At 60.2% G+C, this 14,431-nt stretch carries 11 protein-coding genes; 9 read left to right on the top strand and 2 right to left on the bottom strand.

All coding sequences use genetic code 11. From position 1 onward, the window contains the following. Positions 1-37: 37 nt before the first annotated feature. From QP552_RS10570 to QP552_RS10590, 5 genes are all read left to right on the top strand, one after another. Positions 38-1,117 (top strand): site-specific integrase, encoded by a 1,080-nt coding sequence (locus QP552_RS10570; RefSeq protein WP_286075852.1) that lies wholly within the window; start codon positions 38-40, stop codon positions 1,115-1,117. A gap of 38 nt (positions 1,118-1,155) precedes the next feature. Further along, on the top strand, positions 1,156-2,862 hold the full coding sequence (locus QP552_RS10575; RefSeq protein ID WP_286075853.1) for a hypothetical protein: 1,707 nt from the start codon (positions 1,156-1,158) through the stop codon (positions 2,860-2,862). Beyond that, positions 2,859-4,559 (top strand): hypothetical protein, encoded by a 1,701-nt coding sequence (locus QP552_RS10580; RefSeq protein ID WP_286075854.1) that lies wholly within the window; start codon positions 2,859-2,861, stop codon positions 4,557-4,559. Before QP552_RS10575 ends, QP552_RS10580 begins: the two co-directional genes overlap by 4 nt. Positions 4,560-4,566: 7 nt before the next feature. Then, positions 4,567-5,676: a hypothetical protein gene (locus QP552_RS10585; protein WP_286075855.1), complete on the top strand. Its 1,110-nt coding sequence runs from the start codon at positions 4,567-4,569 to the stop codon at positions 5,674-5,676. Between the two features lie 177 nt (positions 5,677-5,853). Continuing rightward, positions 5,854-8,814 (top strand): KAP family NTPase, encoded by a 2,961-nt coding sequence (locus QP552_RS10590; protein ID WP_286075856.1) that lies wholly within the window; start codon positions 5,854-5,856, stop codon positions 8,812-8,814. Positions 8,815-8,975: 161 nt separating this feature from the next. On the opposite strand, the gene QP552_RS10595 is transcribed toward QP552_RS10590, so the two are convergent. Together QP552_RS10595 and QP552_RS10600 are read right to left on the bottom strand one after the other, a co-directional pair. Further along, complete coding sequence (locus QP552_RS10595; RefSeq protein ID WP_286075857.1) at positions 8,976-9,935, bottom strand: SDR family NAD(P)-dependent oxidoreductase; 960 nt, start codon at positions 9,933-9,935, stop codon at positions 8,976-8,978. 255 nt (positions 9,936-10,190) lie between these two features. After that, positions 10,191-11,195, bottom strand: a complete 1,005-nt coding sequence (locus QP552_RS10600) for a LysR family transcriptional regulator (RefSeq protein WP_286075858.1) — start codon at positions 11,193-11,195, stop codon at positions 10,191-10,193. A gap of 121 nt (positions 11,196-11,316) precedes the next feature. On the opposite strand from QP552_RS10600, the gene QP552_RS10605 reads away from it, so the two are divergent. From QP552_RS10605 to QP552_RS10620, 4 genes are all read left to right on the top strand, one after another. Continuing rightward, positions 11,317-12,234: an alpha/beta hydrolase gene (locus QP552_RS10605; RefSeq protein WP_286075859.1), complete on the top strand. Its 918-nt coding sequence runs from the start codon at positions 11,317-11,319 to the stop codon at positions 12,232-12,234. Between the two features lie 72 nt (positions 12,235-12,306). Further along, positions 12,307-12,654: a carboxymuconolactone decarboxylase family protein gene (locus QP552_RS10610; RefSeq protein ID WP_253134777.1), complete on the top strand. Its 348-nt coding sequence runs from the start codon at positions 12,307-12,309 to the stop codon at positions 12,652-12,654. 13 nt (positions 12,655-12,667) lie between these two features. After that, the gene (locus QP552_RS10615) at positions 12,668-13,603 is read left to right on the top strand and encodes an alpha/beta hydrolase (RefSeq protein ID WP_286075860.1); all 936 of its coding nucleotides are present in this window, start codon (positions 12,668-12,670) and stop codon (positions 13,601-13,603) included. Positions 13,604-13,644: 41 nt separating this feature from the next. Beyond that, the gene (locus tag QP552_RS10620) at positions 13,645-14,418 is read left to right on the top strand and encodes an SDR family NAD(P)-dependent oxidoreductase (protein WP_286075862.1); all 774 of its coding nucleotides are present in this window, start codon (positions 13,645-13,647) and stop codon (positions 14,416-14,418) included. The last annotated feature ends 13 nt before the right edge of the window (positions 14,419-14,431 follow it).

Below are 14,431 nucleotides of genomic sequence, written 5' to 3' on the forward strand. Positions count from 1 at the left end.
GAGTACGAACCCTATCTCATAGCATACATTACATACTATGAATCAAAATCCCACGTCTTCTACCTTGCCGGCGACGGCCGCGCATCTGGTTTTGCCAGAGCAACTGGCCCAGCAAGCCGCCGAAGCGGTGCGCGAGCTGCTCGCCGAAGCGGCTGCGGCCAACACCATCCGCAGCTATGCCACCGCCCTGCGCTACTGGGCCGGCTGGCACCGAGGACGCTATGGGATCGAGCTGGTTCTTCCGGTCAGTGAGGCTGTGGTGATCCAGTTTCTCGTCGACCATGTTCAACGTCGAAGCAAAGCTGAGCTGGTGAGCGAGCTGCCGCAGGTGCTGGATCAGACGCTGGTGGCCTCCGGCCTCAAGGCCAAGGTCGGGCCGCTTAAGCTGTCGACTGTAGTCCAGCGGGTGGCGGTACTCTCAACCGCCCACAAGCTCAAACGGCTGACCAACCCATGCGAGCTGCCCAGCATCCGTACCCTGCTCAGCCGGGCTCGGCGTGCTGCGGTCAAACGGGGTGAGCGGCCTACCAAGAAAACCGCAATTGCTCGGGCTGAACTCGAGGCCATGCTAGCGACCTGCGATGACAGCCTGGAGGGCCTGCGTGACCGTGCCCTACTCTGCTTTGGCTTTGCCAGTGGCGGGCGCCGGCGCAGCGAAATTGCTGCTGCTGATATGCGCGACCTGCGCAAGGTCGGCGAGGACGGCTACATCTATCGACTGGAGTACTCAAAGACCCAGCAGGCTGGGGTGACGGCAGACTCGACCCCCGACAAGCCCATCTTGGGGCGCAGCGCAGACGCGCTCGCCGCCTGGCTGGAGGCTGCGGGGATCCAAGAGGGCGCGATCTTCCGGCGAGTCTGGAAGGGGCGATGCGGCCCCGCCCTGCTCCCCGGCTCTGTGGCCGCGATCGTGAAGCGCAGGGCCCATTTGGCGGGCTTGGAAGGGGATTTTGGAGCGCACAGCCTGCGCTCGGGGTTCGTGACGGAGGCGGGAATGCAAGGGGTGCCGCTGCCTGCAGTCATGGCGTTGACCGAGCATCGCTCCGTGGCGAGCGTGATCGGGTATTTTCAAGCTGGCGCCGCCGTAGAGAATCCTGCCGCGCGATTGCTCAAGTAAGTCATTTTTTCGATACACGCCATTGACCGGGGGACGCCGTGGCCATTTCGACAGTTCCGTCAGCGGAACAGATCATCCAGCTATACGAAGCCGGCAACCTTGCAGCCGAGCTCGCGGAGTACCACCTCCCCGCTAAGGATGGGAGCGACACGTTCCTGAAGCGCTGCGTCGTCTTGCACAACAACGGCGACATTGATCTTGTCGCCGTCCCGAGCCAGCCGACGTTCGCCATTCTCGATCTGCAGTCGTTCTTCACGGCGCAGCAATTCTATTGCGATGCCATCCCTCGACTCCGCACGAATGCAACCGCCTTGATGGCCTGCTGCCACATCCTGATCGAACGCGCGGGGAATGACGGCGTGGCACACATGCCGAACGGCGCGTTCCGTCAATGGTGCAAGGGCAACCCGGAAGGCGCGGCCGGCGTTATTCGGGACGCCAGGGCCGGGGGCGAACTGGAGATACAGTTCGTGACATTCGCTCTGCAGGGCATCAACGACATCGAGGCGGCCACCGCTTTTGTCCGGGAATACGACGACAACCGACGGCTCTGCGGCCTGTCGGCGCTTGGCCAGATGGCGTTCGCGGATGGCGACAGCGCTAAGCATGCCATCGCGGTCGTAGAGCCATTCATCGCCAGCAACAACGACGATGTGGTCCGGGTGAATGCGTTATCCGCGGCGTTCGATATCCTGCAGTCGCTCAAGGACACCGCACTGCCACGGCGACTGATCCGGTCCGCTGTGGAGAGTCCGGGGCCACAGGTTCTGTATGGACTTGCGCGGCTCCTGTTCCAGTCGCATTCTTCGCTGGACATGGAGACGGTCAGAATCGCGCTGAACGCCCTGCGAGCTGTCGATGTGGAGCACCAGGGCACTATCCGTCTGGTGGACAGCGGGCTGCAACGCATGGTCGGCACGCCCAACGAATCACAGGCGCTGGACTACCTGACCGAAATGCTGGGCGAGGGAACGCTAACCATCGAGCAGTTCAATTCGACCGTACACGAGTTAAATATCGAAAACCCGCAGCGGGTGTACGAAATAGTCGTGCGATGGCTGCTGTCGGGCAGCATCGCATTGGCCAGTAGTACCGGCCAATTCATGAGGGCCGGCAAGGAACGCGTCTTCAATACGAGTGCGCAGTCTCTCGGCCTGAGCCATGATCAGCAACTATTCCTGTGCCGCAAGGCGATCGGCTTCCTGTTCGTGCATCCCGTGGCATGCTGCTCGATCCTAGTCTCAGTGATCCGTGCCGCGGATGAGGACATCAAGGCACTCGTCGGGCAGCTCCTGTTTGACCCCATTCTCCTGAGCTATGGAGGCGGCGCCAGGGACTATCTGGTAAGCCTGTCTTCGACCGACGCGGCCTACGACACGGTCCAGAACGTGCTGACCAGGTTCGAAAAGTTCTGCTCCGCCATCGATGCGATTGGCTCCATCAGGGAGCTGCATCCTTCCGAGCGACAGCTGGACACCGTGCATCAGCGCTCGCACGACCAGATGCGGGAGGCACACAAAGAGGCGGAAAAACAGTCCGTCTTCCGCAAGCTCATGCACCATTCGACTATCCTGCACGGAAAGCGCACGCTCACCTACGTCGTAGATCCTGGTGGCCAGAAGCGTGCATTCGCCATGGATCTTCACAAGCACCGCACCTACATCGAACTCCCACACCTGGAGAAACTCGACCCCGTTGGGCTGGACTACCTGCGCCGCATGTGCATGGTCGAAAAGCCCGCATGAAGCTCATCTTCCGAAGCTACTTGGCTTCCCTGCGCGAGCGCGAAGAACTCGATGCAATCCTGCCGGATCTGCTCAGCGAGCTGGGCTACATCGTCTATTCCCGCCCGCAGCGTGGTACGACGCAGGCCGGCGTCGACATTGCGGCCGTCGGCGCGGACGAGGATGGTGAGCGCAAACTGTTCTTGTTCACGGTGAAGCGCGGAGACCTCACTCGGGAGTCCTGGAACGACGGCACGCCGCAATCGCTTCGCGCCTCGCTCGACACGATCCTAGACAACTACGTCCAGCACCGGGTGCCCAAGCGCTACCAGGACTTGAAGATCGTCGTGTGCATGGTTTTTGGTGGCGACATGCAGGAGCAAGTGCGCAGCGACGTCGAGGGCTACGCCCGGCGATATACCACCGATCGGGTCTCGTTTGCCGAGTGGAACGGGGACAAGCTCGCCGGCATGCTGATGCAAGGCATCCTACGCGAAGAGATCATGCCCAAGGCTCTGCGTCGCCATTTCCAGAAGGCGGTCGCAATGGTGGACGACCCCGAGATCGCCTTTCAGCATTACTCGCGTCTCGTGCGCGAACTATGCCAATCCGCCACGAACGACAAGGAACGAGTCAGAAGCGCCCGCCAAATCTACATCGCGCTTTGGGTGCTGTTCGTGTGGGCGCGCGACGTTGACAACGTCGAGGCGCCTTACCGCGCCAGCGAGTTTGCCCTGCTCCATCTGTGGGATCTGCTACGTCCTTACGTCGGCAAGACCCGCAACGCCGCCGGCAAGGCAATCACCGCAGTCTTGGGCGATGCTATCCAGCTTCATCTCGCGATCAGCGAGGAATTCCTGTATCGCAAGATCCTTCCGCATGTTAGCGTTCCCCACGGCATTTCAATGGCGATCTGCGGCGGGACGTCCGCCGACGTTAACCTAAGGCTGTTCGACCTCCTCGGCCGGATCGCGATGGCCGGCCTCTGGATCCACTGGATCAGCCAACAGGACCCGGATGCCGAGCGCAAGATCAGGCTGCATGCCCAGACCAGAGCATTGGTGGACGCCGGCTTCCAGCTAATCAACAATAATCCGGCGCTGTTCCTGCCGCTCCAGGATGAGCATTCCATCGAGGTCGCGCTGTTCCTGCTTTTGGTCGGGGCTGCCGATGGCAACCTGCACGACGCGCACGCGTGGTTGCAAGGAATGACACAACGGCTGGCACTGACACTGCGCACGCATGGCCGGTACCCCTGCGTCTTCTCCGAGTACCGCGACCTCATCGCGCACCCACGCTGCCGGACCGACGAGTACCGCCAGGAAGCGACGGCTGGTTCGACGCTGATTCCGCTTATGGCAGCCTTTCTCTCGTATTTCGACGACGGGGAATGCTTGGTGCAATTAGTCGACCTTAAGGCCAAGGAACTACAGCACTGCACTCTCCAGCTATGGATCCCCGACGAATCGAGCGAAGCAGGCCTCTACATCGGCAGCGACGAGCACGGGATTGCGCTATGCGATCTTCCCCTGACAATCGGCGGCCAGGATCAGATCGATACCCTCGACGCGGCGTTCAAGCAGGAAGGCGCCTTCGACAAGCTTTCGGCGATCGCGACGGGCTATTGGCCAATCGTGCTCGCCGCCTGCCACCACCACCGGTGGCCTGTGCCACCCCAGTTCTGGCGGCGTTTCGTCGCCCCACTTGCTGCGGAGTGAGCGAGGCATGATATCCGCACTGCAACAGCATCTCGCGTCACCCGACGTGACTCTGGAGACCCACGTGCGGCGCTGCCATGCCGGATTGGACGAAGAGCTGCGGCCCCGTCGCATCATCTATCTGGACACCAAGTACTGGATCATCCTGCGCGATGTTGTCGCTGGCGTACGCACGGCCGATCCGGAAACGGAACTGCTCGGCGCCCTGCGCGGACTTGTCTCAACAGGCAAGGCCTTCTGCCCTCTAAGCGAGAGTACCTTCGCCGAAATGCTCAAGCAAAGCGACAAGCGAACCCGCATCGCGACGGCGAAGATAATCGATGAGCTGAGTCTGGGTGTCGCGTTGATCCCGTTCGAGCAACGTGTCGCTATGGAACTGCGGACCTTCATCTATGGTCAATGCCGAGATCTCGGCGTCCCTGAGCTGCAGCGCCTGCCTTGGACCAAGCTCGGCTACGTCCTAGGCGTAGTGCACCCGCACGAGACCGCGTTCGACGCGAGCACCGAGCTCGCGATCCAGAAGGCGTTCTTCGACCACATGTGGTCCCTATCGCTTTCGGAGATGGTCGATGCGCTCGGTGGCAAGGAAATGCCCTCAGATCGGCACCCGCGCTTGGCCGAACAGCTCAATGCGGGCAATGCGAAGCATGCCGGACATCTGCACAGTTTCCGGCAGACCTATGTCATCGAAGCGCAGGGTGCGGCCGAGGCCTATGCGTCGATGGCCATGGAGATTGCCCGAGACTTGCAGAAGCTCATCACGGGGACCTCGCCCTCGGGGGCAGACAGTGCTGCGGAAGCGGAGGCGGTTCGTATTTGGACCAACATCTTGCTGGCGGCGCTCAAGCAAGATAAGTTCAAGGTCGTTCTCCCCAGCCTGCACATCAACACCTGCCTGCATGCGAGTGTTCGCTGGAATAAGCCCCAACAGCTTGAGGCAAACGACTTCGAAGACTTCCGGCATGCCTGTTCGGCGCTAGCGTATTGCGATATCTTCCTCACCGAACGTCGACTGAGGGCAATGGTCACCGCAAATCACCTGGCGCTTGATCGCCAATACGATTGCAAGGTCGCTGCCGCAATTCCGGACGCTCTCACTCTACTTCACTCCGAATAGAAGCCGCCACTCCCATTGCGTCGCCTTCTGTCGCGGTTGCCTGAATGCGGCAAACGAGCCATGCTGAGTTTGTCAGGATTACCATGGAGCGGCTGATTTGTCCCCCTTAGACCCGTATTTGGGCACACACGAGTTTCACGAAGGGAAGGCGTGTCGATGACAGCCCCAAAGCCGGCAATGAAGATGCCCGAGCTACCGATCTTCGCACGGTCACTCACCATAGGTTTCTTAGTCGCGGAGGTCTGGCGAGCCGCCTTCTACCTCGGTGCAAGCTTCGCCGTGACGTTATCTGAAGTGCCCATCTGGGCGAAGGTGGGGGTGATACTCGCGGGTACGGCTCTATGTTCGACCTATGCAGTGAAGCGAGGCGCACTTGCCGCGGCCGAGCGAATGGCCCGCAGTCTACGTGTCGACCTACTGATTGCAGTCGGTATAGGCATTTGGGCAAACGAACTAGCTTCCCCATGGTTGGCTAGGGCTCACACAGCTCTGAAGGATGCGGATCCTCATTGGGCGCCGATAGTTCTCGTTCTGCTCTCCGCCATCTTGCTGTCGCCGCTGATCCAGCGATACTTCCCGAGATCCAAAAAGGCAGCCCCGCAGCTCTACTTCATCGCAGATGAAGAGATCGGAGAAGAGAGAGATGATCTGCTTGCGAGCGAAGTGCAAGCCAAGGCGTTCGCGGAAACCGTCCTTGAAAGCGGCGCACATCCAGGGCTTGTCTTTGGAGTCGATGGCCCTTGGGGCGTAGGCAAGACAAGCTTTATCAACCTCGCCGAGCGCTACTGGAAACTCGCAGAAGACAGGGTCATTGTTTGCCGATTCGAACCCCTTAGGTATACGTCCGAGTCTGACCTGGCGGACCGCATGATTCGGGACTTGTCCGCCGCAATTCAACGGAAGGTCTTCGCCCCCGAGTTCCGGCCAGCGGTGTCGCGGTACTCGCGCCTGATAAAGGGGAAAGCCGATGTGTCGTTCCTCGGCTTTAAGGTCTCTCTGGAACCCGGGCAAGAGACCGTTGATGAGCTGCTCGACGACATCGACGAAGTCCTCAAGCGGATCGGCCGGCGCGTAATCATCGTCGTAGACGATTTGGATAGATTGGACGTAAAGACCACTAACAGCGTTTTGTTTGCTACACGGCGGACATTCAAGCTTTCTCAGGCAACCTACGTTCTCTGCTATGACACCGAGATACTTGCCGGCAGCAAAGATGAAGACTCGAGAGTACGTGAGTTTCTTGAGAAGTTTGTGACCGTCAAGCTAAGCTTGTTCGTCGACAGCTCAAGAATTAGGGACTTCCTGCGACGAGACTGGCAACGCGAAGAGAACCAGCTTGGCTCGATCCCGTCTGACACGATGCTGAAGCTCGGCGCTGTACTCAACGAGCTGGCGGACATTCTTGACGGCGAATTAGCGGCAAAGTACCTGCCCCTTGTTGGCGACCTGCGCAAAGTAAAGCGGTTCGTCAATGCGATGTTGCTTATGCAGCTTGAGAGAAGCGACTTGGGTCGCACGGATTTCAATAAGCGCGATCTCATCAATCTTATACTCCTGCACCTGAATTACCCTGGGTTGTTCAGACGCATCTATGCCGAAGAGACCGAGGGGCGGAGCGGGACTTTCTCAGTGCATCATGAGTACGATGCTCGAGAGTACAGAAATAGCGCTGAATTCTCAAAGCTAGCGGGCGAATGCCAAGGGACCGCAGAATTTTTACTGAAACAGCTTTTCGACGTGAAAGCCTTGGAGCTCGGTAACGTTGGTAGCGTAGATGAAAAAGTGCTGGTGTCACGGGCATGCTTTAACCAACTCCCCTTCAGAAATCTTGAAGGCTACCTCAAGCTGATTGTGCGATTCGCGACGCCTGAACCGCAGGAGACATTTGTTCTGTATCAGGAGGCCGTGGACAAGGTTCGGAAAGGAACACCAGTTGCGTCAATTCTGAAATCACCCGACTTCCACTTGAATCAAGGAGAGCGCGCGCATGATCAGTTCTGGAGAGTGCTTGTCAATCAAGCCCATGACTTCACTCACTCTGTAGCGGAAGATGCAATCGACACGCTCGTCAACTATCTGCCGTGCTACTCATCGATCGAGAATGAGGATCGAGGATTGCGACCGAGGTCGATCTATTCCTTGCTGCGCCTCCTCGATCGTGCCGGCTGGGGAAGGACGTCCGGCCGACGCCTTACAAATTCTCCAGAGAATGTTGTAGAAATCGCGCAGCGAATCTTCGGCGAGGGCTCCCACCAAGGCAAGGGTTTACTGCAACGACTCGCCAGCAGCGACCGAGGTGTTCTCGGCTGGAACGACCTAATGTTGTTTAGGCTCCAATGCTCCGCAGATCGTCAGGGACAATTGTATAACTTGCAATCAGCCCTCATTCATCACCAGGATGTAGGCGCGCCAACAACTGGCTTGGTAAGCAAACTCGCTTTGATGGGGATGAGAGGGCTATCTCAGGGTGTCTTCGCGCTCTTTAAGCGAGTTTATATTGATCCCCAGCGAAACTTTTTCTCCGAAGTCAGCGACGTCCCGGATAGCGCGCTCCTCGGCGAAGCGTGGCCTCAGATAGTCTCGCAGATTTCAAGGCGGAATCAAACTGAGCCCGGTACCCTCTCGCTTTCCCAACTTGCCTCCTCGGCACGCTCTATTATTAAATCCTTCGTGATCTATCAGCTATGCAATTCGCTGCCACCAACTGGTTCAGGTGTTGGTTGCGGGCTTTATGATGAATCGGGAAATTCCGATGGTGGTGGTATAGCAAGGCTAATGAACGAATACGTGTTCGGCGTCTGCTTCAATCCAGCCATCGAAGAAGACAACGTCTTTCATTTCCTTGATCATTGTCTTTCGCACTTGTCCAGCCCTTTCTTTTCTGAACGCGAAGAGGACGGCTACTTTGCATCCAAGACTGGGATTATCGGCGGTTTTGACACCAAGAAGATGGGGCTGTACTGGACCAAGTACGGGGAGTTTATCCGCCAAAAGGTCCTGGGCATGGAAGAGCGACATGTAATTACGAGCAATTATATAGCTTCATATCACGACGATCTGGCTGGAGTCTTCACCGTGCTTGATGTATTGGCCGACGAAGCGACTGCGGAAGGCTCGAGGCCCGATGAGGCGGTCTGACGATGCGGCTAACCAGGTGCCTCAGTCAAAGCGTGGCAGCGGGATAGCGCCTACCCACCTGCCGTTACTGCAATGCCGCCGCATCCCCACCCCCGATAAATCTTCCTAATCCTAAAACTGAATGGCAGCCCCCCCCCCCCCTGCCCCACCTTCAGGAGACATCAGGCAGGGAACGTCTCCCCAACCAGTTCCTCGCTCCGCTCCCAAAGCCTACGCGCACTGTCCGCATCAAGCGCGTAAGCAAAGGCACCATACCGAACACTGGCACCTTCAGTAATGGGCGCAACACCGCAATCTTCACAGTACTGTCCACCGATCTCCTCAGGCGGGGCCGTGACGGCAGCCCATACAGTGGTGGCCGCACCCTGTGGGATCGTCTTGTAGACCAGGTCGGGAGCGCCCACCTGCTTCATGTCATCCAGCAAGGCCTGGAACACGCCCTCTTCGGCATACCGCCCAAGCTCTGTGGCGATGGAGCCTGGCATCAACGCACAGGCACGGACACCGCGATGCTTATGGCGCCGGTCAAATTCCACCGCGAACAGCACGTTGGCAGTCTTGGCCCGGCCGTAGGCAACCCAGGGGTCATAGGCAGTCCGTTCGAAGTTCGGATCATCGATATCAACGTCACTCAAGCGGTGACCTGCGGACGACAGACTCACCAGTCGTCCGCCGTCAACGATCAGGGAGGCGATGCGATTGACCAGAACGAAGTGACCCAGATGATTGGTGCCGAACTGAGTCTCGAAGCCATCGACGGTGTACCCAAGGGGCGTCACCATCACCCCGGCGTTGGCGATGACCGCATCGAACATCTGACCGTCGGCAAGGAGCTTGTCGGCACACGCCCTGACCGAAGCCAGTGATGCCAGATCAACTTCGATCAGGCTGAAGCGCCCCCCAGCTGCATCAGCGGCTGCGCGAACGACGGCGGTAGCCGCCTCCGCCTTCGCAAGATTGCGAACGGCGCCGACTACGTCCGCGCCGCGGGCGACCAGCGCACGCGCGGTTTCGACCCCCAGGCCCGCGGATGTACCCGTGATGAGGTAGCGCTTTCCACGCAGGTCCTTTCCATCGAGCGCCTCGTCCGCAGTCGTCTGTGCATCAAACCTTCCGGTCATTGTCCTGTTCCTGCTGCATTGCCCATAGGGCGAATCTGTGGCCATGGGCGGCGAGGATCCTCACGGCGTGCCTGAGGCATGTGGTCACAGTGGCCACCCAAAGAGAGCGACCAGCCTAGGCCGGACGGCATACCGGATAAATGCGCTTCCAGGTACATGAGTCGTTAGGCCAGCTAAACAAACGCCGAGACCCTGCATGAGCAGGGTCGGCAATGCCCGGAGCCATCGCAACTCCGCGCGGACGTTGAATCCCAGCTACCCGGTGGGCAATGCCTTGGGTCGGCTGCCGTGCCTTCTCTTTGCGCGACGATCTTCGGCCACCACGCGCCTGCGCTGCGGTGAGGCCAGCTGCTCACGTCGTTCGACCAGGAAGTCCATCAATGCCCGGACCTTCGCCGGCATCTGGGCGCGCGATGGGACGTACAGGAAGAAGCCGGGAAATGGACGGCACCACGGCGCCAGCACGCGCACCAGTGCACCGCTGGCCAGGTGCTCGCTGACGCACAGATCGATGTGGCGAATCAGTCCCACACCCTGCAGCGCTGCCCGGAGCATGCTGTCGTCGTCGTTGAACACCGCGTTGCCCTGCGGTTCGAAGACCAGCTTTCGGCCTTGGCCACCTGGTGCAGTGAACGTCCAGTGGTCGATCGTCCCACTGGACGTGAACCGGTAGGCCAGGCAGTTGTGCCGGATCAGATCACCGGGAGTCTCGGGTATACCGTGCTGCTCGAGGTAGGCCGGGGATCCGACGATCGCCATCTCCAACGGAGGCGTGATCGGCACGGCCACCATGTGCTCGTCCAGGCTCTCGCCCAGGCGGATGCCGGCGTCCAGACCGTTGGCCACCAGATTGGAAAAGCCGTCATCCATGATCAGTTCAAGCCGCAGCTTGGGATAACGTGCCAGGAACTCGCCCATGTGCGGCTCCAGCAGAAGTCGTGACGCGATGCGCGAAGAGTTCATGCGAATCACACCCGAAGGCTCTGCATGGACCTCCCCCAGTTCCTCCACGGCTTTCTCGATCGCCGTCAGTGCCGGCTGCAGCACGTCCAGCAGCTGCTGTCCTTCTTCGGTCAACGACATGTTCCGGGTGGTGCGGTGCAGCAGCCTGACATCCAGCCGCTCCTCCAGTGCTTTGAGGTGCTGGGAGAGCGCTGCCCGTGTGATCTCCATCTCGGTGGCCGCCTTGGTGAAGCTGCGATGCCGGGCGATATGGGCGAACCAGGTCAGGGACGTTACGAGCGAAGGTTCGATGGGCATTGTTTAGTTCTTCTTACGGCTCATGTATCCGGAAGACTATTTATTGGACCCAATCCGGTCAATAGGATGGGCTCTGTCGGCAGCAGAGCCGGCCACCTCACACCCACACCGGAGCACGCACATGCGCAACGTCACGTTCAAGAATCTCAATGGCCAGGGCGTCACCACGGCGGCCACCCTGTACTTCCCGGAAGGCTTTGACGAAGCCCGAAAGTACCCGGCAGTCGTCGTGTCCCATCCCGGTGGTGGCGTGAAGGAGCAGACCGCCGGACTGTACGCCGGGAAGCTGGCCGAAGCAGGCCTGGTCACGATTGCCTTCGACCGTTCTTACCAGGGCGCGAGCACCGGCGAACCGCGGCAGCTGGAGAACCCCTATGTCAGCACCGAGGATGTGAGTGCGGTCATCGACTACCTGACCACCCTCCCCTACGTGGACCAGGACAAGATCGGTGCGATGGGTATCTGCGCCGGCGCTGGTTACAGCGCCAACGCCGCCATCAACGATCGTCGCATCAAGGCACTGGGCATGGTCAGTGCGGTCAACATCGGCCAGATGTTCCGCAATGGCTGGGAGAACACGGTCAAGGACGCCGATGCCGTGGGCTACCTAGACTTCGGCTCCAATGCGCGCACCACCGACATCGCTTCGGGCGAGTTCGCGACCATTCCTCTGGCACCGCTGCGCGAAGAAGACGCGCCCAATGCCGAGCTGCGCGAAGCATGGGAGTACTACCACACCCCGCGCGCCGAACATCCCAATGCCCCGGGCTTCGCGCTGACCCGCAACCTCAACCAGATCATCACCTACGACGCCTACAACAAGGCCGAGGCATTCCTGACCCAGCCGATCCTGGCGGTGGCCGGCAGCGTTGCGGGGAGCAAGTGGATGAGCGATGACCTGCTGGCCCGGGCCGCAAGCAAGGACAAGTCCCTGCATGTGGTTGAGGGTGCAAATCACATGTCGCTGTATGACGTGCCGAAGTTCGTCGATGAGGCGGTTTCGGTCCTGGCCCCGTTCTTCCAGACCCGTCTGAAGTAATCCAGATGCCCGGTGAGGCGGCTACGGCAATGCCGGGCCGCCTGGGCATCCCATCGAATACGTGAGCAGAACATGACTACATCCACATCATCGAAGGACAAGGCACCTTCGGCGGCCCAGGCGGCCTGGGGCGATATCGCCCCCGCGCTGGCGGACTACACAGACCGCGTTCTCTTCGGCGACCTGTGGGAGCGGCCAGGCCTGTCCCCCCGCGATCGCAGCCTGATCACCGTGTCTTCGCTGGTCACGCTCTATCGCATCAACGAACTGCCCTTTCACCTCGGAAAGGCTCTGGACAACGGCGTGACACGGGAAGAACTGGTCGAGCTGATCACCCATCTCGCCTTCTACTCCGGCTGGCCGACCGCATCCACCGCTCTCGGCATCGCCCGTCGCGTCTTTGAAGAACGCGGCATCTGACCAGGAGAACACCATGAGCGCCATTACCATCAAGACCGTCAGCTATCCGAACCTGGGCTGGCAGACCGCGGCCGATCTTTACCTGCCTGCCGGTTTCGATGAAGGCAAGAAGTACCCTGCCATCGTCAGCACGCACCCCATCGGCAGCTGCAAGGAACAGACGGCGGGCAATGTCTACGCCAAGGGCCTGGCCGAACAGGGCTTCGTGGTGCTGGTGCACGATGCCAGCTTCCAGGGCGCCAGCGGCGGGGAGCCTCGCTTCATCGAAGACCCGTCGATCCGCGTTTCGGATATCCGTTTCGCCGTCGACTACCTGCAGTCGCTGCCGTACGTCGATGCCGGTCGCATTGGTGCGATCGGCGTCTGCGGCGGCGGTGCGTACACCATCCACGCTGGCATTACCGACCACCGCATCCAGGCGCTGGTATCCATCACCGCCGTGAACTACGGCCGCCTGATCCGCGAGGGTTTCGCACAGTTCAAGCCGCGCGAGCTGGCAGCCAACATTGCCGGCATGCGCACGGCCCAGGCGCAGGGTGCCGAGCGTGATGTAGCCAACCTGTTGCCGGATTCGGTTGAAGCGGGCAAGGCTGCAGGCATCACGGATATCGACGTACTGGAAGCCACCGAGTACTACAAGACGGCACGCGGCCAGCAGCCCAACGGTGCCACCAGCCAGCTGATGTCCTTCAGCGGTGCGGCGATGGGTTGGGATGCGTTCCTCAACGCCGAGGTGCTGCTGACCCAGCCACTGATGGTGGTCATCGGTGACAAGCCCGGTGGCTTCGGCGCCTATCGTGATGGCTGGGAGATCTACAGCCGCGCGGCCTCCGAGAACAAGCAGATCGTCGTCGCTGAAGGCTGGTCGCACTACGACCTGTACGACAAGCCGGAGCCGGTCGCGATCGCGATGGCCCAGGTGGTTCCGTTCTTCAAGGCCAACCTCTGACTGACCGGCAGGTCGTCCATCAGCAAGCAAAGGAAGTGAACATGAAACCCCTACTGTCTGGAAAGACCGCCATCATCACTGGTGCCAGCAAGGGCATCGGCCTTGCTACAGCCAAGCTGTTCGTCTCGCAGGGTGCGAATGTCGTTCTCACCGCTCTCAAGCAGGCCGACCTTGATGCCGTGGTGAAGGAGATCCAGGACGCCGGTGGCAATGCGCTGGGCATCGTCGCGGACTCGGCCGATCCGGCAGCGCCCCGGCTGGTGTTCGCCAAGGCAATCGAAGCGTTCGGGCAGGTCGACATCCTGGTGAACAACGCCGGGTATGGCGACATGATGTCCATCGAGGAGTACACGGATGAGCACTTCGACGAAGTGGTGCAGGTGAACTACGCCGGCGTATTCCGCTTCTGTCGCGAGGCAGTGGGTCACTTCATGCCGCGAGGCACCGGCGCCATCGTCAACGTTACCTCGGTGAACGGATCGCTGCCGCTGGGCGGCCTGGCGTACGTCTCCACCAAGGCCGCCGTGAACGCGATGACCACCAACATCGCAGTCCGCTTCTCGGGCACCGGCATCCGCTGCAACGCGGTGGCCCCGGGCAACACCGATACGCCGATGGCCCGTGACTGGGCGGCCGGCAAGCTCACCGGCGGATCGACGATGGTTCCCTACATCACCAAGCATACCGACCAATCCCTGCCCTTCACGCAGCCCGAGGACCAGGCGAACGCCATCCTCTATCTGGCAAGCGACATGGCGCGCGCCGTCACCGGGCGAGTTCTGGTGGTAGACAACGGCGCCTACATCGGTGCCTGACAACAAGGAGTCG

This window comes from Stenotrophomonas sp. 59 (genome assembly GCF_030291095.1).
GTDB classification, from domain to species: domain Bacteria; phylum Pseudomonadota; class Gammaproteobacteria; order Xanthomonadales; family Xanthomonadaceae; genus Stenotrophomonas; species Stenotrophomonas maltophilia_Q.

What these genes read in the sequence shown, in the direction of transcription:
- QP552_RS10615 (WP_286075860.1), top strand. Translation starts at nt 12,668, where the DNA reads ATGAGCGCCATTACCATCAAGACCGTCAGCTATCCGAACCTGGGCTGG.
- QP552_RS10590 (WP_286075856.1), top strand. Translation starts at nt 5,854, where the DNA reads ATGAAGATGCCCGAGCTACCGATCTTCGCACGGTCACTCACCATAGGT.
- QP552_RS10570 (WP_286075852.1), top strand. Translation starts at nt 38, where the DNA reads ATGAATCAAAATCCCACGTCTTCTACCTTGCCGGCGACGGCCGCGCAT.
- QP552_RS10580 (WP_286075854.1), top strand. Translation starts at nt 2,859, where the DNA reads ATGAAGCTCATCTTCCGAAGCTACTTGGCTTCCCTGCGCGAGCGCGAA.
- QP552_RS10610 (WP_253134777.1), top strand. Translation starts at nt 12,307, where the DNA reads ATGACTACATCCACATCATCGAAGGACAAGGCACCTTCGGCGGCCCAG.
- QP552_RS10595 (WP_286075857.1), bottom strand. Translation starts at nt 9,935, where the DNA reads ATGACCGGAAGGTTTGATGCACAGACGACTGCGGACGAGGCGCTCGAT.
- QP552_RS10600 (WP_286075858.1), bottom strand. Translation starts at nt 11,195, where the DNA reads ATGCCCATCGAACCTTCGCTCGTAACGTCCCTGACCTGGTTCGCCCAT.
- QP552_RS10605 (WP_286075859.1), top strand. Translation starts at nt 11,317, where the DNA reads ATGCGCAACGTCACGTTCAAGAATCTCAATGGCCAGGGCGTCACCACG.
- QP552_RS10585 (WP_286075855.1), top strand. Translation starts at nt 4,567, where the DNA reads ATGATATCCGCACTGCAACAGCATCTCGCGTCACCCGACGTGACTCTG.
- QP552_RS10620 (WP_286075862.1), top strand. Translation starts at nt 13,645, where the DNA reads ATGAAACCCCTACTGTCTGGAAAGACCGCCATCATCACTGGTGCCAGC.